The organism is Mesorhizobium ciceri biovar biserrulae (assembly GCF_001618845.1).
Classification (GTDB): domain Bacteria; phylum Pseudomonadota; class Alphaproteobacteria; order Rhizobiales; family Rhizobiaceae; genus Mesorhizobium; species Mesorhizobium ciceri.
In genome coordinates this window covers 5,051,222-5,074,587 of the sequence record NZ_CP015064.1, presented here as the reverse complement: position 1 = coordinate 5,074,587, position 23,366 = coordinate 5,051,222, and the positions used below count along the sequence as shown (strand labels likewise).

Annotated in this window: 20 protein-coding genes; 5 read left to right on the top strand and 15 right to left on the bottom strand. The window is 62.9% G+C overall.

The window, feature by feature from the left end; all coding sequences use genetic code 11:
- Positions 1–3: 3 nt before the first annotated feature.
- The 7 genes from A4R29_RS23865 to A4R29_RS23830 all read right to left on the bottom strand — a co-directional run bounded on the left by A4R29_RS23865 (position 4) and on the right by A4R29_RS23830 (position 10,980).
- On the bottom strand, positions 4–429 hold the full coding sequence (locus A4R29_RS23865; protein ID WP_013529758.1) for a hypothetical protein: 426 nt from the start codon (positions 427–429) through the stop codon (positions 4–6).
- Between the two features lie 13 nt (positions 430–442).
- Positions 443–1,054, bottom strand: a complete 612-nt coding sequence (locus tag A4R29_RS23860) for a rod-binding protein (protein ID WP_063173030.1) — start codon at positions 1,052–1,054, stop codon at positions 443–445.
- Between the two features lie 99 nt (positions 1,055–1,153).
- On the bottom strand, positions 1,154–2,047 hold the full coding sequence (locus A4R29_RS23855) for a carbohydrate ABC transporter permease (protein WP_063173029.1): 894 nt from the start codon (positions 2,045–2,047) through the stop codon (positions 1,154–1,156).
- Position 2,048: 1 nt separating this feature from the next.
- The gene (locus A4R29_RS23850; RefSeq protein ID WP_395316723.1) at positions 2,049–2,900 is read right to left on the bottom strand and encodes a carbohydrate ABC transporter permease; all 852 of its coding nucleotides are present in this window, start codon (positions 2,898–2,900) and stop codon (positions 2,049–2,051) included.
- A gap of 193 nt (positions 2,901–3,093) precedes the next feature.
- A complete protein-coding gene (locus A4R29_RS23845) occupies positions 3,094–4,419 on the bottom strand; it encodes an ABC transporter substrate-binding protein (RefSeq protein ID WP_013529762.1) in 1,326 nt (441 codons plus the stop codon).
- Between the two features lie 37 nt (positions 4,420–4,456).
- The gene (locus tag A4R29_RS23840) at positions 4,457–5,542 is read right to left on the bottom strand and encodes an ABC transporter ATP-binding protein (protein WP_063173027.1); all 1,086 of its coding nucleotides are present in this window, start codon (positions 5,540–5,542) and stop codon (positions 4,457–4,459) included.
- A gap of 422 nt (positions 5,543–5,964) precedes the next feature.
- Positions 5,965–10,980 (bottom strand): autotransporter domain-containing protein, encoded by a 5,016-nt coding sequence (locus A4R29_RS23830; protein WP_244506980.1) that lies wholly within the window; start codon positions 10,978–10,980, stop codon positions 5,965–5,967.
- A gap of 57 nt (positions 10,981–11,037) precedes the next feature.
- Here A4R29_RS23830 and A4R29_RS34690 point away from each other — a divergent pair, with 57 nt between their 5' ends.
- The 3 genes from A4R29_RS34690 to A4R29_RS23815 all read left to right on the top strand — a co-directional run bounded on the left by A4R29_RS34690 (position 11,038) and on the right by A4R29_RS23815 (position 14,224).
- A complete protein-coding gene (locus A4R29_RS34690; RefSeq protein WP_167355186.1) occupies positions 11,038–11,973 on the top strand; it encodes a hypothetical protein in 936 nt (311 codons plus the stop codon).
- 110 nt (positions 11,974–12,083) lie between these two features.
- Positions 12,084–13,532, top strand: a complete 1,449-nt coding sequence (locus A4R29_RS23820) for a sensor histidine kinase (protein ID WP_063173023.1) — start codon at positions 12,084–12,086, stop codon at positions 13,530–13,532.
- Positions 13,529–14,224: a response regulator transcription factor gene (locus A4R29_RS23815; RefSeq protein ID WP_013529766.1), complete on the top strand. Its 696-nt coding sequence runs from the start codon at positions 13,529–13,531 to the stop codon at positions 14,222–14,224. The genes A4R29_RS23820 and A4R29_RS23815 overlap by 4 nt, the downstream gene beginning before the upstream one ends.
- 186 nt (positions 14,225–14,410) lie before the next feature.
- Here the strand turns inward: A4R29_RS23815 and A4R29_RS23810 are convergent, their stop codons facing one another.
- The 3 genes from A4R29_RS23810 to flhA are packed head-to-tail and all read right to left on the bottom strand — an operon-like array spanning position 14,411 to position 17,633.
- Positions 14,411–14,794 carry a hypothetical protein gene (locus tag A4R29_RS23810; RefSeq protein WP_063168930.1) on the bottom strand — a complete coding sequence of 128 codons (384 nt, stop codon included), beginning with the start codon at positions 14,792–14,794 and terminating at the stop codon, positions 14,411–14,413.
- A gap of 2 nt (positions 14,795–14,796) precedes the next feature.
- Positions 14,797–15,549 (bottom strand): flagellar biosynthetic protein FliR, encoded by a 753-nt coding sequence (gene fliR / locus A4R29_RS23805; protein WP_063173022.1) that lies wholly within the window; start codon positions 15,547–15,549, stop codon positions 14,797–14,799.
- A complete protein-coding gene (gene flhA / locus A4R29_RS23800) occupies positions 15,546–17,633 on the bottom strand; it encodes a flagellar biosynthesis protein FlhA (protein WP_027161423.1) in 2,088 nt (695 codons plus the stop codon). Before flhA ends, fliR begins: the two co-directional genes overlap by 4 nt.
- A 147-nt stretch (positions 17,634–17,780) precedes the next feature.
- On the opposite strand from flhA, the gene A4R29_RS23795 reads away from it, so the two are divergent.
- Positions 17,781–18,080 (top strand): putative quinol monooxygenase, encoded by a 300-nt coding sequence (locus A4R29_RS23795; protein ID WP_063173790.1) that lies wholly within the window; start codon positions 17,781–17,783, stop codon positions 18,078–18,080.
- 130 nt (positions 18,081–18,210) lie between these two features.
- Positions 18,211–19,992 carry a chloride channel protein gene (locus A4R29_RS23790; protein WP_063168927.1) on the top strand — a complete coding sequence of 594 codons (1,782 nt, stop codon included), beginning with the start codon at positions 18,211–18,213 and terminating at the stop codon, positions 19,990–19,992.
- A 15-nt stretch (positions 19,993–20,007) separates the two neighbouring features.
- On the opposite strand, the gene A4R29_RS23785 is transcribed toward A4R29_RS23790, so the two are convergent.
- The 5 genes from A4R29_RS23785 to flaF all read right to left on the bottom strand — a co-directional run bounded on the left by A4R29_RS23785 (position 20,008) and on the right by flaF (position 23,365).
- Entirely contained in the window at positions 20,008–21,651 is a 1,644-nt protein-coding gene (locus tag A4R29_RS23785; RefSeq protein WP_063173021.1) for an MFS transporter, read from the bottom strand.
- Between the two features lie 228 nt (positions 21,652–21,879).
- Entirely contained in the window at positions 21,880–22,146 is a 267-nt protein-coding gene (gene fliQ, locus A4R29_RS23780) for a flagellar biosynthesis protein FliQ (RefSeq protein WP_013529773.1), read from the bottom strand.
- A gap of 24 nt (positions 22,147–22,170) precedes the next feature.
- The gene (gene flgD / locus A4R29_RS23775) at positions 22,171–22,578 is read right to left on the bottom strand and encodes a flagellar hook assembly protein FlgD (RefSeq protein WP_013529774.1); all 408 of its coding nucleotides are present in this window, start codon (positions 22,576–22,578) and stop codon (positions 22,171–22,173) included.
- Positions 22,578–23,021 (bottom strand): flagellar biosynthesis repressor FlbT, encoded by a 444-nt coding sequence (gene flbT / locus A4R29_RS23770; RefSeq protein ID WP_063173020.1) that lies wholly within the window; start codon positions 23,019–23,021, stop codon positions 22,578–22,580. Before flbT ends, flgD begins: the two co-directional genes overlap by 1 nt.
- Positions 23,018–23,365 carry a flagellar biosynthesis regulator FlaF gene (flaF, locus tag A4R29_RS23765; RefSeq protein WP_013529776.1) on the bottom strand — a complete coding sequence of 116 codons (348 nt, stop codon included), beginning with the start codon at positions 23,363–23,365 and terminating at the stop codon, positions 23,018–23,020. The genes flbT and flaF overlap by 4 nt, the downstream gene beginning before the upstream one ends.
- Between the last annotated feature and the right edge of the window lies 1 nt (position 23,366).

Below are 23,366 nucleotides of genomic sequence, written 5' to 3'. Positions count from 1 at the left end.
CCATCACGCCTTTATCCAGCCGAACTCGCCGGCGGAATAGGTGCCGTCGGTCTCGGCGCGCTGGATGGCGTGCCGCAGCAGGCTGGCGACTTCGTTGACCGCGCTGAGATGCGCCAGGATCGCCGCTTCGTTCTTCGCCAGCTTCTGGCGCAGCCGGGTCAGGCCCTCGCGGTGCTGCTCGAGGAATTCGGCTTCGCTGCCGCCCTTCATGGCGCGGGTCAACTCGTAGAGGTAGCGACTCTTGCGGGCGTTCGATGCCTTGAGATCATAGTTGGTGGCGTTGCGGATGCCTGCCGTCTCTTCCTCGACCACTTCCTCGATGCGGCCGATGATGGCGGCGAGATTGCCGGGCCGCGCGAACGGGATCGGCGCTTCCGACGTGGTCGTGCGTGCTGGCAGGTTGGGGGTGGATTCCGAAAAGTCGGCCATGGCGTTTCCCAGTTTAGATCCTGATATTTGTTTTTATGGTCGTCTCGTCACCGGTCATCGATCCCGCAGCCTTGCGCTGCAATTGATGGACCAGCGAGGTCGACAGGCTGTTTTGCTGGTCGACCTCGGTCTTTTCCGGCCCGCCCGAAACCGGACCGACGGGCACGACGCGCTTGCCTTCGAGATAGTGGTCGGCGAGCATCGATTTGGCGATGCCGATGCCGCCGCGTTCGGCCATCACGTCGGCCACCCGCTCTGCAAGCTGCGATTTCCACATGTCGCCGGCCAAGCCCTTGCCGTAGACGCCCTCGGTGTCCTTGGGCAGCATGTTCTGGATGAAGGTCTGCAGCACCATCGCCTCGAACTTCTTGAATTTCTTGGCCGGGTCGGTTGCGGCGGCGGCCTTGTCGGCTGTGGCGCGCGACAGGATCGAGCCGGCATCGACGGAAGCGGCTGTGTCGAGTGAAAACGTGCCCGTAGCGCCGCCGGCCCGCTTTGCCAGCGCGGCGCGGGCGGTCTCGATATCCGCCGGGTCGACGGCTCGGGCCACATCCATAACGATGTCGCTGGGTGGAGAAATCGCCAAGAAAGTCCGCCTTTTACCGGTTTTCCCTGACCAGACCATGCCTCAACAAGCTTGTGGCAGGCTTGCGGGAAGGAGAGGGAGCGGAGTGCGGGGATCGGATCGAAGCTGCCGGCCGAGGGTGGGATTTGCGCCTCAGCCTCACTCCTTGACCGCCCCCGTCATCGAGGAGACGTAGTGCTCGACAAAGAATGAATAGAGCACCACCACCGGCAGGGAGCCGATCAGCGCGCCTGCCATCAGGGCTCCCCATTCATAGACGTCCGAACGTACCAGCTCGGTAAGCACGCCGACCGGCACGGTCTTGTTTTCGGACGACTGGATAAAGGTCAAGGCGTAGATAAATTCGTTCCATGACAGGGTGAAGGCGAAGATGCCGGCGGAGATCAGGCCGGGCACCGACAGCGGCAGAACTATCTTGGTCAGGATTTGCCAGCGGCTCGCTCCATCGATCAGCGCGCATTCTTCCAGTTCGAAGGGTATCGAGCGGAAGTAGCCCATCAAGAGCCACGTGCAGAATGGAATGAGGAACGTCGGATAGGTGAGGATCAGTGCGAACGGCGTATCGTAAAGGCCGAGGTTGAACACCATTACCGACAGTGGAATGAACAGAATCGAGGGCGGCACGAGATAGGCCAGGAAGATCGCCAAGCCGACCTGCCGCGCCCCGGAAAACCGCAAGCGCTCGATCGCATAGGCAGCGAACACCGCCGCCAGCAGCGACAGGAAAGTTGAGGCGGTCGAGATGATGATCGTGTTGAGGAGCCAACCCGGATAGGACGTCTCGAAGAGCAGATACCGAATATGCTCGAGCGTCGGATGGACGACCCAGAACGGGTTGAAATTGGCATAATCCGTCATCTCGAGATTGGGTTTCACCGCCGTGATCGTCATCCAGTAGAACGGGAACAGCAACACGATGACGAAGATCAGGAGCGGCAGATAAACGGTCACCACGCGCCGGGGCAGGCTCTGAAGATAGCCCATGCCGCCTTCATCCGTGTTCGGACGATCGTTCGTTTCGATCGCGGCCATGTCAGTCTCCACCGCCCTGCTGCCATTTACGACGTTGCAGCCCGAAATAGCTGAAAAGGATCGCCGCAAGCAGGAACGGGATCATCGCCACCGCGATCGCGGCTCCCTCGCCAAGCTGGCCGCCGGAAATGCCGCGCTGGAACGAGAGCGTCGCCATCAGATGGGTGGCATTCACCGGCCCGCCGCGAGTCAGCACATAGATCAGCTGGAAATCGGTGAAGGTGAACAAGACCGAAAAGGTCATGGTGATGGCGATGATCGGCGTCAGCAACGGCAGCGTCACATAGCGGAACAACTGCCAACGGCTGGCGCCGTCGAGCGTCGCGGCCTCGTAAAGCGACTGGGGAATCGTCTGCAGGCCGGCCAGCAGCGTGATGGCCACGAAAGGAATGCCGCGCCAGACATTGGCGGCGATCACCGAGGCGCGTGCGTTCTCCGGATCGCCAAGGAAATTGATGCGGTGGTCGATCAGTCCCATCTGCTGCAGCGCCCAGGAGAGGATGGAGAACTGCGAATCGTAGATCCACCAGAAGGCGATGGCCGAGAGCACCGTCGGCACCACCCACGGCAGCAGGACAATCGCGCGGAAGAACGATTTGAAGGGAAGGTTCTGGTTGAGGAGGAGCGCCAGCCAGAGGCCGAGCGCGAATTTCAGGATCGAAGCGCTGATCGTGTAGAGCAAGGTGTTGAAGACGGAGAGCCAGAAGACGGCGTCGCTCCACAGATATTCATAGTTTTCGATGCCGACGAAGATGCCGGGGCGGCCGATGCGGGCATCGGTGAAGCCGAGCCAGACACCGAGCCCCAGCGGATAGGTCAGGAAGACAAGCAGCAGTGCAGCCGCCGGAAGCATGAAGCCGAAGCCAAGTGCGTTCCGGCTTTCGCTCCAGCGCGATAGAATCCGTGAGAAGATCGAAGATCGCGGCTGGATAGCAGCTGACGGCACGGCCATGGGTCGGCTCCTGCTGAGGTCTCATTGATCGGCCGGATCGGCCGCGACGCAATCCGAAGCCAGCCGGGCAGCCGCGCTGCCCGGCTGAACCGGCTCAAACGCGATAATAGCGATTTGCCCGCTTCTCGGCCTCTTCCATTGCCTCTTGCGGCGTCGCCTGGCCGGTCACGGCTTTGGCGAACATATCGACCAGCACGTAGTCGGCCATGGTTGCCGCCGAAGCATAGCCGAGCGGCCCGGCATAGCCGTTAGGCCGCAGAGTAGCCGAAGCCTTGGCGTAAGCGGCGTTGTTGGGATCGGCAGTCCATACCGGGTTGTTGTCGAATGCCTTCAGGGTCTGGCAGCAATATCCGGCCGAGGAGGTGATCCAGTCCTTCATTTGCGGTTCCTCGAACATGAATTGCAAATACGCCTTGGCCGCGTTGGGGTAGGGCGTGTAATTGAAGATGACAGCCGTGGTCACCTGGAACAATTCGACGGATTTGCCGACAGGACCAATGGGCAGGTTGGTGGTGCGTATGTCCTTGGCGATTTCAGCCAGCTTCGGATCATTGTCCTTATTGATTTTGGCGGTGTTGTAGGCCGAGATGCCGTTGGCGATGACAGCCAGTTCGCCGGCCAGGAAGGCGCGGTTGTTGTTGACGTCGAGCCAGCTTTCCGTGCCTGGAATGAAGGTCTTGTAGAGTTCCTGCGCGTATTCGATGGCCTTGAGGGTCTCGGGGCTGTTGATCGTTACCTTGCCGCTCTCGTCGACCATCTGGCCGCCATGGCTCCACAGCAGCCAATGAGCATAGTTGTTGCCGTCGCCGACGCCATGGCCATGCGTGAAGCCGGCCGGATGTCCCTTCGCCTGCAAGGCCTTGCAAAGTTCCAGGAAGCCTTTCGTGTCCTTGGGAAACTCCGAAAAGCCGGCCTCTTTCACCCAGCTTTCCCGATAGACGATGGCGTTTCCGATCGTGGCCAGTGGCAGGCCGATGAATTTGCCTTCCCGGGTCGCATATTGCTTTGGTCCATCATGCCAGCCGCCGTATTTCGAGCCGAGATACTCGCCCAGTTCGCTCACGTCGTGCAGCTTGTCGGGATATTGGTGCGGGTCATCGAACCAGACGAACATCAGGTCGGGGCCGGAGCCGACATTTGCCGCGACCGCCGCCTTGGGGCGAATGTCCTCCCAACTTTCCTTGTCGACGCGGACCGCGACACCGGTCGCTTCGGTGAAGCGCTTGGTGTTGGCCAGCCATTGATCCTCGTCGCCCTGGACGAAGGGCGACCAGCGCAGCAGCCTAAGCTTGGCGCCATCCTCGGGTTTGTATTTCGGTCCGTCCTGGGCAAGGGCCGGAGAGCTGATGAACCGACTTCCCAAGGCACCCGCCGCCGCGCCGGCGGTGGTGCGGATCACGTCACGTCTGGTGAACTTCATGCTCGTTTCCTCCTGCTTGTTGTCCTTGCCTGTGGTCCTACTGATCGGCACGTGTTTGGAACCTCTGTCCGGTTTCTCCGTGAAAGAGATGGATGAGGCCGGGCTCGGCCGTAAGCCGGATGGTTTCGCCCGGCGTGAAGGAATGTCGTTCCCGGAAATTCGCGACGATCTCTTCGCCGCCGGCTGTCCGGCCGATGAGCTGCACTTCGGACCCGGTTGGTTCAACCACCGCGACGGTGACCGGAATGCCCTGGTCGTCGGACAGCCGCAAATGCTCGGGCCTTATTCCCAGCACCACAGGCTCGCCATTGGGGATGGAAAGTGCCGAGGCCAACGGGACTGAAATCCCCCCGACGCCGCGGAACGAGGGTGAGCCGTCAATAGCGATCTCGCCCCTCAGCAAATTCATGGCCGGCGAGCCGATGAAGCTGGCGACAAAAAGATTGTTCGGCCGGTCATAGAGTTCCAGCGGCGGCCCTATCTGCTCGACGATGCCGTCATGCATGACCACGATCTTGTCAGCCATGGTCATGGCCTCGATCTGGTCGTGCGTGACGTAGACTGTCGTGGTCTTGAGGCGCTGGTGCAGTTCCTTGATCTCGGCGCGCATCTGCACCCTGAGTTTGGCGTCGAGATTGGACAGCGGTTCGTCGAAGAGAAAGACCGCCGGATCACGCACGATCGCGCGGCCCATGGCGACGCGCTGGCGCTGGCCGCCGGAAAGCTGCCGAGGATAGCGCGCCAGCAACGGCACCAGCCCAAGGATTTCGGCCGCGCGGCGCACGCCTGCATCGCTCTCCGGCTTGGAAACTCCTTTGAGCATCAGCGAGAACGCCATGTTCTCGGCAACGGTCATGTGTGGGTAGAGCGCATAGTTCTGGAAGACCATGGCGACGTCGCGCTCCTTGGGCGCAACGTTGTTGACGACACGTTCGCCAATCGCGATCTGGCCGCGTGAAATCTTTTCCAGGCCGGCGATCATTCTGAGAAGGGTTGATTTTCCGCAGCCCGATGGTCCGACCAGAGTGACGAACTCGCCGTCCTCGATGTTCACGCTGACCCCGTGCAGGATCTCGACAGCGCCGAATGATTTGTAGACTTCGCCAATTGCGACAGACGCCATCGATCCTCCCAACAAATTCCTGCGACGTCGTCGAAGGAACAACGCTTCCGCTAGCGACAGCCCTGGCTCCTCCCAGGCTCACGCTAGGCCGAAACGGTAGCGCTACCAAACCGGGCTGTAAAGCGTTTAGGGGAAAGCCGAACCTTGGGAGGGTCCGCTTCGCGCCACACAATCCTCCCGGCTGCTCCTGCGTCCGCTTCTGCGCGATCAAGTCCGGCACCTGCGGTCGCAGCGTTCGCGTTCATCACAGTTGCGCACGTCCTTGTAGGCTCGCTCCGACCGGCGGCGATAAGGCTGGCTTCCTGCCTGGCGCTCGCGAGGTTCGCTTCCTGGCGTACGACCGCCTGGGCGATGCGACAAGCGGATTGAATAGCCCCTTTTCCGTCAGGGGCAGTCATTCCGGAACGATCCTTCCCGCTTGATTAGAATTCCACGTTGAGTTTTGCATTGAAGCCGTTCTGCTGGACGCCGGAGCCGAACTGACCCTGGTAGGCGACGCTGAGGGTTGCGGCATCGGTCAGGTTGAGATCGAACCCCGCTTCGATGGCGGCACTGTCCTTGGCGATCGGCACGCCAGCGATCGTGAAGGCATCACCGGCAGAGAAGGCATGTGTGCTGGTCGGTATGACGTCGCCATAGGCATGGCGCCAGCCCAGCATGCCGCGCGCTGTGGCATTGATGGCGCCGAGCGTGAAGCCGGCGGAGGCTCTGAGACCAAGCGTGGTGAAGGTGGCGTCGGTGGTCTGGCTTGCACTGGTCAATGCCGCCGCACCGCCCTTTTCCGTGAAGCCGTCCGTATGCAGGTTGACATAAGCGAGGTTGGCAAAAGGCTCGAAGGCCGCGACTGGCGTATCGATGCGATAGCCGAGTTCCCCGAACGCCTGGAAGGTGCCAGCGTTGTAGTCGCCGCTCAGGCTGTCGGCAAAGCCGGGCATGGCCACCGAGCGCGATGTCTTCATGTCATGCCACGTATAGGCAAGCCCGGAGCGGAAGGCGAGAGCGCCCCGCTGCGTGCCACCATAAAGGCCGAGATGATAATTGTCGCTCGAGCCTGACGAGGATCGGCCGTCGGCATCGAAGCTCGTGTGGCTGTAGCCAGTCATGATGCCAAGCCGCACATCCTCCGCGACAAGGCCGTCGACGCCGGTAAGAAAGCCGCCGGTGGAGGTATCGAGGCCTGCGGCATTGCCGTCGCCGTCGAAGGAACCCCATGACCCGAAAGCCGTGCCCCAGGCGGCAAAGCGATCGGTGGTGGCAGGCGCCAGCATCGGACCGCCTTCGCCATAGGCCAGCACCGGCGTTGCCGGGATACCTACCCCCTCGAAGGCCGCACGCAGGCGGTCATTGATGGCATCGCGGACAAAATGGCTGTCCTCGATCAGCGCCGATTTGGCGGACGCATGGATCTCGCCAGATAACACATCGAAGGCTTCGCGTGCGGTTTCATCGTCCGGCAGGCCGGCGATTGCATCGTAGATCGGGTTGCCCGGCCCGGCGCTTTCGGCGCCATTGGCGGTGGCACACTGGTTGCGGGTGCCGGCCACGTCGCAGAACGACACGTCATTGCGGGCAACGTCGAGATAGATATTACTGGCGTCATAGGCGAGTGCCAGATCGACAAACGGGGCGTTCTGGTCGAACGCATCATAGGTGCCGGTCACGCCCTGATCCGCGCTCAGGATCGTGTAGCGGGTTCCGGCACTGTAGCCGCCCGGCGCTTTGAGCGCGAAGACGGTGCCACCCTGGATGGTGGCTTTGCCCGTCACGTCGATCAGGTCGGAATTGCCGGCCGGATTGATCTCGACTTCGTAGGTCGAGCCTATCTCCTGCGTGTAATCGCCTGACACATTCAGCGTGCCGATCGAATTGCCCGGCGTAATCGTGCCGCCAGAAGCGATCGTGGTCGTACCCACCGTTCCCGAACCGCCGAGCGTGCCGCCGGCTGCAACCGCAATGGCGCCAGCAATGCTTGCCCCGGAATGGCTGCCGTCGCCGACAACGAGCTTGCCGCCGCCGATGGTGGTCAGACCGGTATAGGTACTGACGCCGTTCAGCGTCAGCGTGCCGGCGCCGGTCTTGACGAGGCTCCCTCCGATGCCAGTGCTGCCATCCTGGATGACGCCGCCGATGGTGTCGTTCTTATCCAATCCGCCAAGCGTCAGCGACTTCGAGCCGAGAAAGACGAGACCATCGCCCGAAAGCGAGCCAATCGCGATACCGTCCGACGTCATTTCGGAGATGTCGACCTTTCCCCCGGTATCGTTGATGATCGTGGCGCCATCCGCGGTGTTGGCGCCATGGAAGCCAACGAAGCCGCCCTTGTTAGTGATGGCGGCGCTGCCGGCAGACGCGGTGTCGTAGAAGTCGAGCGTTCCTTGGATTGTAACGCCAATCGTGGCATTGGCGGCGCTCGAATTGCCGTTGAAGGACGTCCTGCTACCATTGCCGGTGATCGAAGCCGCACCGGCCGATGTTTCGTCGTTGAAGTTGATGCGGCTTTGGGTAGTGACGATCGTCGCCGTTCCCGCCGACGCACTGCCATCGAAGCGCATCGTTGCGTTTGTTTCCATGACGATGTCGAGGCTCTCGGCGCTTGCATCATTGATGAAGCGGAGGTCACCGGCCTTGACATTCACCGGTCCGCTGCCCAGCGCGCCTGTCGTCGCCGCGGTGATGAATCCTGCCGAAACCGTCGTCCCACCGGCGTAGCTGTTGGCGCTCGAAAGCACCAGCCCGCCGGCCCCGGTCTTGGTGAGCGCGCCGGTCCCGGAGATGACGCCGTTCGCCGTCAGGTCGGCATCGGTCCGGAACGTGCCGCCGCCCGCGCCGAGATCGACATTGCGCGCGGTCGTGAAGGCCGCCGTGTTCCGCAGCGTGCCGCCATTGAATGTCAGGGCACCGCTTGCGGCGCCGAGATTGGCATCGGACGAAACGGAAATAGTCCCGCCCAGAAGCCGCGTGCCGCCCTGATAGCTGTTGCTGCCTTCCAGGACGAGCGTGCCGCCTTGCGTCTTGCTGACCCCGCCCGCGCCGGTAATCGTCGTCGCGATGGTGGCTGCCGTGCCGGCCAGCACGCGGATCTCGGCATTGCCATCGGCGCTGTCGGAACCATCTATCGCGAGCGTGCCGGAACCTTCCAGGCGGTAGCCGCTGTCGACGAATTGCAGGCCCTTGAAGCTTTGCGCTCCTTCGACGGCGATCGTGCCGCCGTCGAAGCCGCCCGGTTCGTTCTTGAACACCGCATGGTTTCCTGCCCAGGAGACGAGAGTATCGCCGCCCTGGTTCAGCCATTTTTCGTTCGTGGTGTTCCAGGTCCCGTCGCCGCCTTGCCAGTGCTGCAGCGTGTCGTCGCCGGCCGCTCCGATGAAGAGGTCGACATTGCCGCCGCCCGCCTGGATCTCATAGGCGGCCGGATCGGAAAGCGGCGGCTTCGTGCCGATCTCCAGGCCGTTGTCGGTGAGGCTGCCGCCATAGGTCATCAGCCGGTAATAGCCGAGGCCCGCCGTGCCATCGGCCACGTCGCCGCTCTGCGCAAGATTGAGCGTACCGTCGAGCGTCAGATTGCCACTCACCCCGATGCGGTCGCTTATCCCCGGAGAGCCGGTTGAACCGCCTGGATTGCCGAATTCGTAATCGAGAATCGACCCTGAAGAGAGGCCCAGATTTCCTGCAACCGTCAGCGTACCCACCGAATTGCCTGGCGCGATATGCCCGCCATCGGCAACCGTCGTCGTGCCCACCGTGCCCGAGCCACCGAGCGTGGCGCCGTCCTCGACATTGATCGTGCCACCGAGGAAGCCGGCACTGGCATGGTTCCCGACAAGAAGCGTGCCGCCTGCAACAGTGGTGGCACCGGTGAAGCTGGAACTGTCCGCGGCCAAAACGGTCGTGCCGCTTTCATGGAGGATGGTCCCCAAGCCGGTCAGGGAAGGGCTGAAAATCAGATCGGACCCATCGGGATTTCCCAGATGATTGAACACAACCGTGCCTGTGCCAGCGCCAAAAGCTATCGATGCCGCATCAACCGTGCCGGCGGCCTTCGCCACTTCCCCACTTGCCGCACCGATGTTGAGCGTTCCGAATGATCCTGGCTGGGCCGCCAACCCAACGATAGCAGGACCCCCGGCAAGCGAAACCTGCCCGCCCTCCGACAGAGTCAGCGTGCCCTTGCCCAAGACGCCAACGGCAATGATGGAGTCGCCTGTCCAAACCGACCCGGGGCCCGTAATATTCACAATTCCGGTGGCTTGAGCATCCCAACCAACAATGGCGTTGTTGCCGCTGGAAACCTGCCCGCCATTTTCAATGCTGAGCGATCCATTGCCAAAGAGACCAACTGCGATGGCATCAACGAGTGTCCAACCCGAATCATTTCCGGAAATCACCGCGGAGCCAGTGCTGCCCGCGCCATACGCCACAACTCCCGAATCGTTGAAAACCTGACCGCCATTCTCGACGATCAAGCTCCCTTTCCCTTTGGAATCCCCATTGGAATCCCCGACCCTAAGGACGTCGGCAGTCCAGGTGGCCGACCCTGAAACTCTTGCGGTTGCCCACTCGTCCGGATCAGTTCCGTCAGTAGCAATGATCCCGGTAAAAGAGGTGAACTGTGTGTCGATGTCGAGCGTGCCCCCCATGACGCCCAGGTTGCCCGCGAGGTCGGAAGCGTCGCCCGACAGCGTCAGCGTACCGGCGCCGGCCTTGCCGAAATGGCCGGGGCCGGTAATGGTCCCGGCATAGGTACCGTCGCTCGCCTGGTCGAAGACGACGGCGCCGGTGTTCACGCCTGAGAAGGTGAGATTGCCGCCGAAGCTGTTGGTGTCGCCGACCAAGGTGCCTTGATCGATGGTCCAGTCCTGCGCACCCGTGCCGGTCAGGGTCACGGTATTCGTCCCGGCCTTGTTAAAGCTCGTGAAGCCGACGAACTCGTCACTCGCGCCTACCGTGGCCGTATTCACGAGCTTCGAGACATCGAAGGCCGGTGTGGAAGGCAGCGTGTCATAGTCCCCGAGCATCAATGAGCCGGTCGCGCCACTCTCCACCACGACATTGCCGGTGATAATCGAGCCGTTTCGCAGGGAAAGCGTGTTGGCGCCGCCGGTGAAGGTGATGGCGTTAGCCCGGCCAAAGAAAGAATCTCCCCCAGTAATCTCCCCAACGTTAAGCACCGCCAAATTGGCCCCAACGATGCCGGTACCACCGTTTCCATTGCTGGGCGTCAGGGGAATATAGCCGGGGGCGCCGCCACTGCCGGTTCCGCCAGCAGGGCCGTTAGAGCCGCCGGCATGGCCACCGTTGCCCTCGCCGCCAATGATCACTCCGCTGTTAAAAACCGTCCCACCATTTCTGAGGTCGATCGCTGCACCGGCGGATGCAGAAACCCCGGCGCGGCCACCGGTAATGCGACCGTCGTTGACGATGCTGCCAGAATCTCCCATCACAATGGCTGTTCCGCCAGTGGCTAAAGCCCCGCCCGTGCCACCGAGGACATCGCCATGGTTGGTCAAGTCGCCGCCGGCGTTCAAAACAATGCCCGCACCACCACCACCGCCGAAATTGGCGCCAGGATTGCCACCGTTTCCGCCAGCAACGGTGGCCGAGCTTTCAACAGTGATGGCGCCGTTGTTCAGAAGCACCATGCCGGCGCCCCCGCCCCCGCCGCCGCCGCCGCCGCCGGCAAACGGGCCATTGCCATTGCCATCGCCGCCATCGCCGCCATGAACATCAGCCGTCACGGAAATTGCCGGGTTCACCTCTTCATTACGCACGCCATCGCCACCAGCGCCGCCGCCGCCATAGCCTCCGTCCAAAAAGCCGCCGCCATAGCCTCCATTGCCACCATTGAGGGGCGCGGAAATATCGCCAGCAATGATATTGCTGTAACCACCACCGCCGCCGCCACCACCACCGCCACCGGAGCCGCCGTTGTCACCATTTCCACCGTCTGGAATGGCCTGCGTGCCGGCCGCCCCACCGGTCCCTGCATCCGGACCGTTGCCCGCGACGCCGGCGTCACCTGCATCGCCACCATCGCCACCGTTGCTGTCTACGTCACCATCACCGCCCCTGCCTCCGGTCGCACCATAAAGAGCCTGTGCATGCGCCGGCGCCGTCAGGATGACTGGCAGCAGCAACGACCCCGCGAGCGCCGTGGAGCACAAAAGTACAAGCGGGCGCATGAGCGAGCGACGATCGCGAATTGTCATGGAATTCCCCCCGTGTGCCGCAAGCAACGATTCCGCGGCCGGCCCGATCGCCGAGCGTCCCGCGAAAAATCATCGCTTGCCGCTGCGTCGGGTCGCGTGCGTCCGCCACGCACATCGCCCGACTGCTTCCTCACAATCCGCCCGGCGAAACCACCAAGACGATCGCGGCCGATGATAAAACGTCCTCTCCCGACAATTCCACCGATCAATTCTATTGAATTCTGACCAATTCTTGCACGGGCGGATCGCGCTTGCCTCCCCGCACAACTCCTGCGAGATTCAACATTTGGCGCATCGGGGGGTGCGGCAGGGGAACCCCGTGCGAATACTCGACCATGCTTGATCTGAAGACCGTTCTGGTTGTTACGTTTGCAACCGCAAGCCTGCAGGCCGTCACCTGGTTGTTTGTGTGGCTGGCGTGGCGCCGCCTCTATGAGTTGAAGTTTCTTGCGGCCGGCTTCGTCGCTATCGCGGCGGGGGTGCTGCTGATTCTCCTGCGTGGGGAGCAGCCGGCGGCCTGGGCCATCGTGCTCCACAACACGATCATCAAGCTAGGCCTGGTGTTGCTGGCCGAGGGTCTGGCGCGCTTTCTGGGACAGCCACGCTATACCTGGATCAGCATTTCACTGCTGATTTTCCAAATTGTCGCATGGAGTGCCGCCCTCGCGATGGATCCGGGCGACATTGCTATACGCATTCACGCATCGACCTTCTTTACGGTCGTGATGATGTCGGTGATGTGTCTTGGGCTGATGCGGGACCGGACGCAACCAACCCTCCTGCGCTGGATCACGATCGGTGTGCTTGCCGAGTATATCGCGGCTAGCGTTCTCCAGAGCATCATCGAATACCGGCTGCCGGTCGATTTTCAAGGCGCCTCGGTTCTGGCCGACCGCAACGCTTGGTATCTGCTGCAGGGCGCGCTGTTCCTGATCGCCTTTTTCGGCTGCCTGCTGTTCATGGTCAGTTCGCGGCTGTCCTCTGCGCTGCTGGAGAAAAATATCGCCTTGTCGCGGGAGGTACGGGAACGACGACGGCTGGAAAGCCGGTTGAACGCGAGCCTGGCGGCCGAACGTGTGCTTCGCGACGAGCAGGCGGACTTCATGCGCGTCGTCAGCCACGAGTTTCGCACCCCGCTCGCCATCATCCGCAACGCGGCCGACATGATCGGCCTTGTCGGCCACAAGTCGCCCGAAGCGACACGAGAACGGATTGCCGGCATTGGCGAGGCGCTCGATCGCCTGTTTTCCCTGATCGACCGCTTCATGGCCAATGATCGCGACAGCGGGTTTCAGCCGGAGATGATACGCGTCGGTTTGCTTATTGCCGATGTGCGGCTGCATTTCGGGATGACCGGGCGCGGCGAGCGCCTGATCTTTACGGCGGATGACGACGCCGTTTCGCTTGTCGCCGATCCCGAGATGCTGGCGACCGTCCTGATCAACCTCATCGACAATGCGCTCAAATATTCGTCGGAGCACCAGCCAGTGGATATCGATGTGCGCAGCGAAGGTCGAAGTGCGGTCATTCGGGTGCGTGACCGTGGCATCGGCATTCCACAGGCCGAGCTTCACAAGATCGGCAGGCGCTTTTTCCGGGCCTCCAATACGATGGCGGGAACCGGAACCGGTCTCGGCCTCTATTCTTCGCGCAAATTGCTGGCCTATCACGGCGGCAAGCTGCAGTTGCTCGCCAACGACGACCAGGGCATTACGTCCATCGTCAGCCTGCCTCTGGCAGGCGAGGCAACGGATCGACTTTCGCCCGAGGAACTGACCGCATGACGCATATTCTGATCGTCGAGGACGAGCCCCGGCTGCGCAAGGATCTGGCGGATTTCCTGGAACTGACGGGCTTCACGGCCGAAGGCGTCGCCACGGCAGGGGAATTGCGCCAGACGCTGGCCAACGGCAGCTCGCCCGCTGTCATCATCCTCGATGTCGGGCTGCCCGATGGGAACGGGTTCGATCTGGCAACCGAAATCCGCAAATCACATGCCTGCGGCATCATCATGCTGACGGCGCTCGGTGACAGCGACGACCGTATCCGTGGCTTTGAGAGCGGCGCCGACATCTACCTGGTCAAGCACAGCACGCTGCGCGAGATCGACGCCGCAATTCGCAGCCTGCTGCGACGGACGGGAGCCCCGCCCGACTCTGCCAACGGCAGCAGCGATCGGTGGGTGCTGGACGGCACGAACTGGATGCTGATCGCGCCCAATCACCGTTCGCTTAAACTGACGGCGGCCGAGTTCGCCTTCATGAACGTGCTCTGCAACCGTAGCGGCGAAATCTGCCAGCGCGAGGATCTGGTGGAGCTTGTCGCCCGTCCCAGGTCGAACTTCGACAACAGGCATCTCGACGCAGTCGTCAGCCGGCTACGCCGCAAACTGGAGGAGCACATCAGCTTGCCCGCGCCGATCAAGGTCGTCTATGGCGTTGGCTACATCTTCACCGCGGCCGCCGCCGTGCAATGAACGTCTGCTCAACGGCTGCTTCCAGACCGAAGCATCGACTGTTCATGGCGCGGCAGGACCTCGATGCGCAGCCTGCAATGTCCGCTCTCAGGAAGCCACCATGCCCGCCCCTAAGACCGAGATTGCCGCCATTCGCAACCTGGTCAATGACGCTCACCGTTGGCCCCATAGCAGAACACCCTCAGCTTATTCCTCGCCCTGCTTCTGCGCGATGATGTCGAGCCGCTCGCGGTCGGAGCGTTCGCGCTCGTCGCGGTTGCGCACGTCCTTGTAGGCACGCTCAACCATGTTGGTGCGGGCGGTCGCGGCGGCGATGAGGCCGGCTTCTTGCTTCGCGCTTGCTAGGTTCGCCTCCTGGCGCACGACCGCTTGGGCGATGCGGCGGTGGTAGAGATCGGGGAACAGGGCGGAAAGCGAATCGGCCTGGTCGAAATGGCCGACCAGTTCCCTGGCTTCAGCCTCGGCGGCACTGGCCGCGGCAAGGAAGGTGGCGTGGCGGGTTTCGTGCAGCGCCTTCAGCTGTTCCTGCACCTTGACCAGTTTCTTGAGGCGGTCCTTGCGCGTGCTCATGGTCATCTCGCCAGCGTCAGGTCGACGAAGCCGTCGACGAACAGCGACAGCATGGTGCCGACGGCGAAATAGAAGATGATCATGCCGCCGGCGATGATGAAGGGCTGGGAGATGAAATAGATCGGGATCTGCGGGGTCAGCTTGTTGACGAAGCCGATCGTCAGATTGACGAGAATGGCATAGGCGACGAACGGGCTGCCGAGGCGGATGACCAGGAAGAAGGTGTCCGACACCGTGTCGGTGACATCGACGAGGGCTGCCTGCGGGTTGAAGAAGATGTTGACCGGCGCCACCGTGTAGGAGGAAACCAGCGCGCGTATTATCTCGTGGTCGAAATCGAACACGAACAGCATCAACAGCGCCGAGAACGAGATGATGGCGGCAAGGGCTGCCTGGGGTTCGGGCTCCTCGATCGCCGGTCCGCCGGTGCCGCCATAACCGACCAGCATGGCGATGGCCGAACCCATGAAGCGCAGGGCTTCCATGTAGAGCCTGGTCATGGCGCCGATCAGGCCGCCGACCAGAAGTTCCGAGATGATCATCGGCACCAGGATCTGCGGGCGCGGGTCGACGAAAGGAAAGATCTTGTCCCACAGGAAGGCGAGCAGGCCGCCGGTGGCGGCGACCGCCACGAACAACCTGACCTGGACCGGGACGCGGACGCTGGACAGGCCCGGCATCAGCATGAAACAGGCGCCGATGCGGCAGAAGGCGAGAAACGCCGCGATGACGACGCCTTGCGACAGCACGCTCACGATATGGTTCCGAGCACCCTGATCTCGACGCCCTTGGCGATTTCGACGTGGCTGAGCACCGGCAGCGTGGTGAACAGCCGCTCGATGATCATGCGCACATAGGGGCGGGCGTCGGGCGCGGTGACGAGGACGAAACGTTCGCCGGCTTCCAGATATTTCTTGATCGCCTTGGTGGCGTCCTGGCCGAACTCCTCGAGCTGGCGCGGGTCGATGTCGAATTCGCGCACCTCGCCCTTGGCGTCGCGCTTGAGGCTCTGGTGGAAGGCGAGGTCCCAGCGGTTGCCGAGGCGCAGCACCTTCAGCACGCCGCCCTCGGACAGGTCGCCGCAGATCTGCTGGGCCATGCGGATGCGGACATGTTCGACGATCTGCTCGGTGCGGCGCACATGCGGCGCGATCTCGGCGATCGCCTCGATGATCAGGTGCAGGTTGCGGATCGAGACGCGCTCGGCGAGCAGCAGCTTCAGCACCGCCTGCAGGCCGGGATAGGAGATGTGGGTGGTGCAGATCTCGTCGGCGAGCTTGCGGTATTCCTGGTCCTGGCGTTCGAGCAGCGCCTTCATGTCCTTGTAGGACAGAAGCTGCGGCAGGTTGTTGCGGATAACCTCGGAGAGATGGGTGAGCAGCACCGACATGTTGTCGGCGAAGGTGTAGTTCTCGCGCTTCAGATCCTCGGCGAAGGCTTCGACGACGGAATAGGCGCGCATGCCGAAGGCCGGCTCACGGATTTCCTCGCCCGGTATCTCGGGTACGTCGCGATTGCCGAGCAGCACCATGATCTCGCCGACGCGCATCTGGTATTCGGCCACCACGGTGCCGTGCACCTTGATCTGGTAGCTTTTCGGCGGGATGGCGAAATCGTCGGCGACACGCACTTCCGGCACGACGAAGCCGTACTGGGTGGCGAATTTCTTGCGCATCTTGCCCATGCGGAAAACCAGTTCCTGATGCGACGTCAGCAGCCTTGTCGACAGCTGCTTGCCGATCAAAAGCTCGATCTCGGCGGTGGCGAGCGAGGCCTTGACCGAGTTCTTCTCCTCCTCGACCTTGGTCGCCTTTTCCTGGTCCTTGATCGCCTCGGCTTCGGCGAGGACACGGTTGGCGCGCATCGGGATGACGTAGCCGAGACCGGCCATGCCGGCTGCGAGCGCAAAGAACGGGAACAGCGGCAGGCCGGGCATCAAGCCGAGCAGCACCAGCAGCGATGCCGCGACATAGAGGGCGCGCGGGTGGGCGCCGAGCTGGCCGAACACCGCCTGGTTGGTCGAGCCGCGGGTGCCGCCCTTGGAGACCAGCAGGCCGGCGGCGAGCGACACGATCAGCGCCGGTATCTGGGTGACGAGGCCGTCGCCGACCGACAGCTTGATGAACACGTCGGCGGCTTCGCCCATGCCCATGCCGTGCCTGATGTAGCCGATGGCAATGCCGCCGACGATGTTGATGGCGGTGATGATGAGGCCGGCGATGGCGTCGCCACGGACGAACTTCGAGGCGCCGTCCATCGAGCCGAAGAAAGAAGATTCTTCTTCCAGTTCACGGCGGCGCAGCTGCGCGGTCTTGTCGTCGATCATGCCGGCCGAGAGGTCGGCGTCGATCGACATCTGCTTGCCGGGGATGGCATCGAGGGTGAAGCGCGCGCCGACTTCGGCGATACGCGTGGCGCCCTTGGTGATGACGATGAAGTTCACCACGATCAGGATCATGAAGACGATGAGGCCGATGACGAAGTCGCTGGCCATCACCAACTTGGAGAAGCCGGCGATGACGTAGCCGGCGGCATGCGTCCCTTCATTGCCATGCGACAGGATCATGCGCGTGGTGGCGATGTTGAGCGACAGCCGCAGCATGGTCGCGATGAGCAGCACGGTTGGAAAAGACGAAAAATCGAGCGGCCGCTGGATCCACAGCGCCACCATCAGGATCAGCACCGAAAGCGCGATCGAAAAGGCGAGGCCGACATCGATGAGAAAGGCCGGGATCGGCAGGAACAGCACGGCAAGTATGATGACGATGCCGATGGCGAAGAAGACGTCGCGGCCGTTCTTGGCGGCCGCGCCGGGCTGAATGCTTTCGCTGATCGCCATATCGTCCTCAAACCCCATAGACTGCCGAGCGCGCGACAGCCCTGTGAGGGTAGTCCGCCAAGCTTGCGCGAGGGTGGGAGACTGGCTAGTTCCAACGATCATGCGCAGGTCGCCGTGTCGGCCGGCCTCGTAAAGAAGGCAAACCCCATGCTTCTGATCATCGGTACCATCCGCTTGCCGCCAGACAAATTTGAGGAAGCCAAGCCCGCGATGGAGCGCATGGTTTCCGGCAGCCGCGCCGAGCCCGGCTGTCTCGAATATTCCTATGCGCAGGATGTTTTCGATGCCGGGCTCATCCGGGTCACGGAAGTCTGGAGCGACAGGGCAGCGCTCGACGCGCACTTCGCCTCGCCGCACATTGCGGACTGGCGTGCGAGCTGGCCGGCGCTTGGCATAGGCGAGCGCAACCTCGTGCTCTATGAAGCCGGCGAGCCCATGTCGACCTGAACGGTCCATCGGCCGATCGATATCGCGCTGTCGCCAACATGGTGTCTGTCGGCATTGTGGTTGCCATGCCGTGCCGCCGGGCGTATCAGGCTGGCTTTCCACTGCCTTTCGATATCGGCGAGCCGCCCCGGTGCTTTCCAGAAACCACAGCGAAGTCTATGCCCGCCGGCTGCGCGCGGTGCTGATCAGGTCGTTGCCCCTGCTCGAGGCACGCGGCATCGTGGTGGTCATCCTCGCCGGTGTCGTAGGCGTAATGGCTGGCATATTGGTCACGGCGATGAGCCAGATCGTGCAGGACCTGCACGGGCTGCTGTTCGGCGTTCAGCCTGGCGGCCGGCTTTCCGGCATGTTCTCGCTCGCCAATCCGATGCAGGCGCTGATACCGGCGATCGGCGGCATACTGCTGGGGCTGACGGTGGTCTGGCTCCGGATACGGAAATTCCGCACACCGATCGACCCGATCGAAGCCAATGCGCTCTATGGCGGGCGCATGTCGCTGACCGACACCTTCATCATCGCCGGCCAGACGATGATCTCCAGCGGTTTTGGCGCCTCGGTCGGGCTGGAAGCCGGCTACACGCAGGTTGGCTCCGGGCTGGCATCGCGGCTGGCGGGCATCTTCAGGCTGCGCCGCAACGATGTCCGTATCCTGGTCGGCTGTGGTGCGGCCGGCGCCATCGCCGCTGCCTTCGATGCACCGCTGACCGGCGCCTTCTACGGCTTCGAATTGGTCATCGGCATCTACTCGGTCGCCAATGTCGCGCCTGTCATGACCGCCGCGATCTCAGCCTCGCTGACCGCTGAAATGTTCGGCGGGGTGCCTTTCCCGCTCGAGCTTTCGGGTCTGCCGGCGCTCACCGCCAGCCAGTATGTGCCGTTCCTGCTGCTCGGGCTGCTCGGCGGTGCCGCCTCGATCGCCATCATGCATCTGGTGACGCTGATCGAGCGCGGTTTCGCCAGGCTGTCGATCGATGCGTCGCTGCGCCCCGTCATTGGCGGCGTCATCGTTGGCTTGTTGGGGCTGATCACGCCGCAGGTGCTGTCCAGCGGCCATGGCGCGCTGCATCGCGAATTCTCGATGAATTACGGGCTGGCCGTGGTGGCCAGCGTCTTCGTGCTCAAGCTGGCGGCGTCGGCGGTCTCGCTGGGGTCGGGTTTTCGCGGCGGATTGTTCTTTGCCTCGCTGTTCCTCGGCGCGCTGCTCGGCAAGGCGTTCGCGGATGTGATGCTTGTTATTTCTCCGGCAACCGGCATCGACCCTGCCGTCGCCGCCGTCGTCGGCATGACGTCGCTCGCCGTCGGCGTCGTCGGCGGTCCGCTGACGATGACCTTCCTGGCGCTGGAATCGACCCGCGACCTGACGCTGACCGGCGTCGTGCTGGCCGCCTCGATCATGTCGGCCATCCTGGTGCGCGAAACCTTCGGCTACTCCTTCTCGACATGGCGCTTCCATCTGCGCGGCGAGACCATCCGCAGCGCCCACGATGTCGGCTGGATGCGCAGCCTCACAGTCGGCTCGATGATGCGCAAGGACATCAAGACCATCTATGCCTCGACGACGCTGGCAGCCTTCCGCAAGGAGGTGCCGCTCGGCTCTGCCCAGCGCGTCATCGCCGTCGATGCGGGCGACCACTATGTCGGCGTGCTGATCGTGGCCGAACTGCACAGCGATCCGTCCGATGGCGAGGTGCCGGTGCGCGATCTCGCCAAATACAAGGACGCGGTGCTGGTGCCGAGCATGAACGTGCAGGCCGCCGCGGAAACATTCCAGCGGGCGGGCGCGGAAGAACTCGCCGTGGTCGAAGATTTCACCGACCATATCGTGCTGGGCCTGTTGACCGAAGGCCATTTGATGCGGCGCTATGCCGAGGAACTCGACAAGGCGCGCCGGGACCTGTCGGGCGAGGGGTAGAGGGACAACCCGGAGTCAGTGCTCAATAGGTCCCTTGGCCATCACGAGGGCCGTGCCGGCGGTCGTCGGGCGCTCGATCACGCGGCGCACGCGGGGCGGCTCGTTGCCGCTGTGCAGTGCCCGCAGGCGCTCGCCGATGACGGCGTCGGCATGGGTGATGCGTCCATTGTGCCTGATATATTCGATCCAGGTCGGCGTGTGATAATGCTCGATCCATACGGTGGGATTCTCGAGATCGCGCGCCAGCGTCCAGTTGCGGGCGCCGTCACGGCGGCGGATGCGGCCGCGTTCGGCCATGATGGCGAGGAACTCCGGTTCGTCCTCGTGGCGGATCACATACTCGATCATGATGGCGATGGGACCACTGCGCGGCTTCAGGTCAAGCGCCAAATGCGGTTCCTTGAAGCGATTGAGCGGGTCGAGGTTGAGCACCTGCTGTTGCGGCAGCGGGAGCAAAAGACCGATGGCGCCGCCGGCCAGCATGGCGATGCTGGCGGCGATCAGCGCGGTTTCGGCGCCATGCGCGTCGGCGACGACGCCCCAGATCCAGCTGCCGAGCGCGATGCCGCCGAAGGTCGCGGTCTGGTAGACCGACAGCACCCGGCCGACCACCCAGCGCGGCGTCGCCATCTGCACCGTGACGTTGAAATGCGAAAGCGCGATCACCCAGCAGGCACCGCCGACAAGCAGGCCGAGCGACGTCTGCCAGGCATGCTGGCTGACGGCGGCATTGAAGGCGCAGACGGCGAAGCCGGCGAACGCACAGCGCACCATCGTCTCGCTGGAGAGCAACTGCCGCAGCCTGACGCTGATCAAGGCGCCGCCGACCGCGCCGATGCCGAAGGCGCCGAGCATGATGCCATAGGTAAGCGCATCGCCCTTGACGACGTCGCGCGCCACCAGAGGCAGCAACGCAAGCACAGCGCCTGCACTGAAGCCGAACGCAGCACCCCTGACCAGCACCTTGCCGATGTTGGGCGACATGGCGACATAGCGCAGGCCGGCGCCCATGGCGGCCCCCAGCGACTCGCGCGGCAAGGTCGATACCGGCACGTTCGGCTTCCAGCGCGCCAGCACGACGATCAGGCCGATATAGCTCACCGCGTTCGCCGCGAAGGCGGCTGCCGCACCGGCGGCGGCGACGATGATGCCGCCGATCGCCGGACCGACGCTGCGCGTCAGGTTAAAGCCCATCGAATTGAGGGCGACGGCCGCCGGCACCTTGTTGCGGGGAACGATATCGCCGACGGAGGCTTGCCATGATGGGCTGTTGAGCGCGGTGCCGCTGTCGATCAGGAAGGTGAAGGCAAGCAGCGTCCATGGCGTGATCAGGCCCGAATAGGTGAACAGGGTCAGAAGCACCGACACCACCAGCATGAAGGTCTGGGCGACCAGCATCACCTTGCGCCGGTCGAAACTGTCGGCGATGGCGCCGGCGACCAACGCAAACAGCATGATCGGCAAGGTGGTCGAAGCCTGGACAAGGGCCACCTGATAGGGCGAGGTGGCGATCGTGGTCATCATCCAGGCGGCGCCGACACCCTGGATCAGGCCACCGAAATTCGAGACGAGACTTGCGCCCCACACGGCGCGGAAAATGCCGTGCCGGAAGGGCGCCAGCGCCGAGACGCTCTCGCTGTCCGGCTTTTCGTCAATCATTTGGGATTCCTGCCATGTCGTGCCTGCCCGTCAGACAATCCGTTTGCGCAGACCGTTTGCCGAAAGTAGGGCATGGCGCCGCAAAGGGCAAAAAAGCTCATGGTCCAACAATGGGATAGAGGCGGTCCAGGCTTGTCTGCCGTGGGTGCGGAGGCGCCGCGGGGATCGGCGGCGTCTGTCTTCGGACAATCACGAACGGCATGCCGCGGCACACCTTCCCAAAACAGGTTAGAACCCGTTCTGGATGCGCTCGAAGATGACGTTGGTGAAGGCCGATATCTGGCTGCCGATGAAGGGGCCGGTCAGCGCCACCACCAGCATGATGGCGACGATCTTCGGCACGAAGGTCAAGGTGATTTCCTGCACCTGGGTCAGCGCCTGGATGAGGGCGATGCCGATGCCGACCACCATGGCGACCAGCACCACCGGAGCGGACGCGACGAGCACCGTCCATACCGCGTACTGGACGATGTCGAGAGCGTCGGCCTCATTCATGGGACTGGCTCTCTGTCGAAAGCGTCAGCTTGCCGCCTTGACCGAAACTCCCGGACCGACCGCGACTTCGGTGCCGTTCTGCAGCACGGCGATGAGACCGTTGCTGGCGAGGCGCACCGAAGCCACGGTGCCCGTCGTCAGGCCGTCGGCGGAGGTTATCGAGCGCCCGATCAGTGCGTCGGCCTGCGACAGCGCCGAGGACTGCATGATCTGATTGAGCTTGGTGTTGGTCTGCACCGATTGCTCGACCTGCGAGAAGGTGGCGAGCTGGGCGACATACTGCGTCGAATCCATCGGCTTGGTCGGATCCTGGTTCTTCATCTCGGCGATCAGAAGCTTCAGGAAGGACTGGTAGTCGACTGCTGTCTTCGAGGTGGACGCGGTGGCCTGATTGGCGCCGGTCGGAATCGTCGTCGTCATGTCCACGTTCATCAGTATCGTGCTCCCACAGCCAACGGGCGCTCGGCACCCGAAACGTCGTCATTGCCACCCAGCGCGTGGCGTTCGAGCGGATAAAGTGCGCGGATCGCCTTCAGCGCTTCGTAGATATGGTCCTCGCCGACCATGCGGTCGATCTGTTTCAGCGCGCTGCAGATCTGGCCGTCCTCGAAGCTTGCCAGAAGCAGCGGCAGCGAACGACGGAACATCTCGCGTGCGGCGGCGGCGCCGGCCGGGTTCATCAGCATGACCTGCAGGATGAAATAAAGCTGCTTGAGCGGTGTCGAGGCATCTTCGGCCTGGATCACGTGGTTTTCGAGCAGGAACTGGACGTCGTTCATCAATTCGACGGTGACCTTGCGGTCGACCCGGATGACGGCGCCATTGATGTAGATCTTTTCGTTCGGCTTCAGCGATATCTTCAGCGTGTTGGTCATTGAATGCCGTCCCTGATGATCTGGGACACCTCGATCAGCCCTTCGAAATTGTTGGTGCGGCCCTGACGGATGTCCTCCGCCTCGCGCAGCAGCCACAGGCCGATGGAAATGAGGTTGGCGCGCAGTTCCTTTGGCAGGGCGTTGTCGCTGGAGCCAAGATCCTCGACGAAGGCGGTCCAGACGCGGTTGGTGAAGTGAAGCGCCTCTATCGCCTCCATCGAACCGTGGCCGGCCACTGCTGCCGCCGCCAGCATGTCGATCGAGCGGGTCAGAAGCTCGCGCTCGCGGTCCTTCGCGTCGGCAACGGAGTTGCTCTGGATGTCGGCGTAAGAGAATTGGTACATC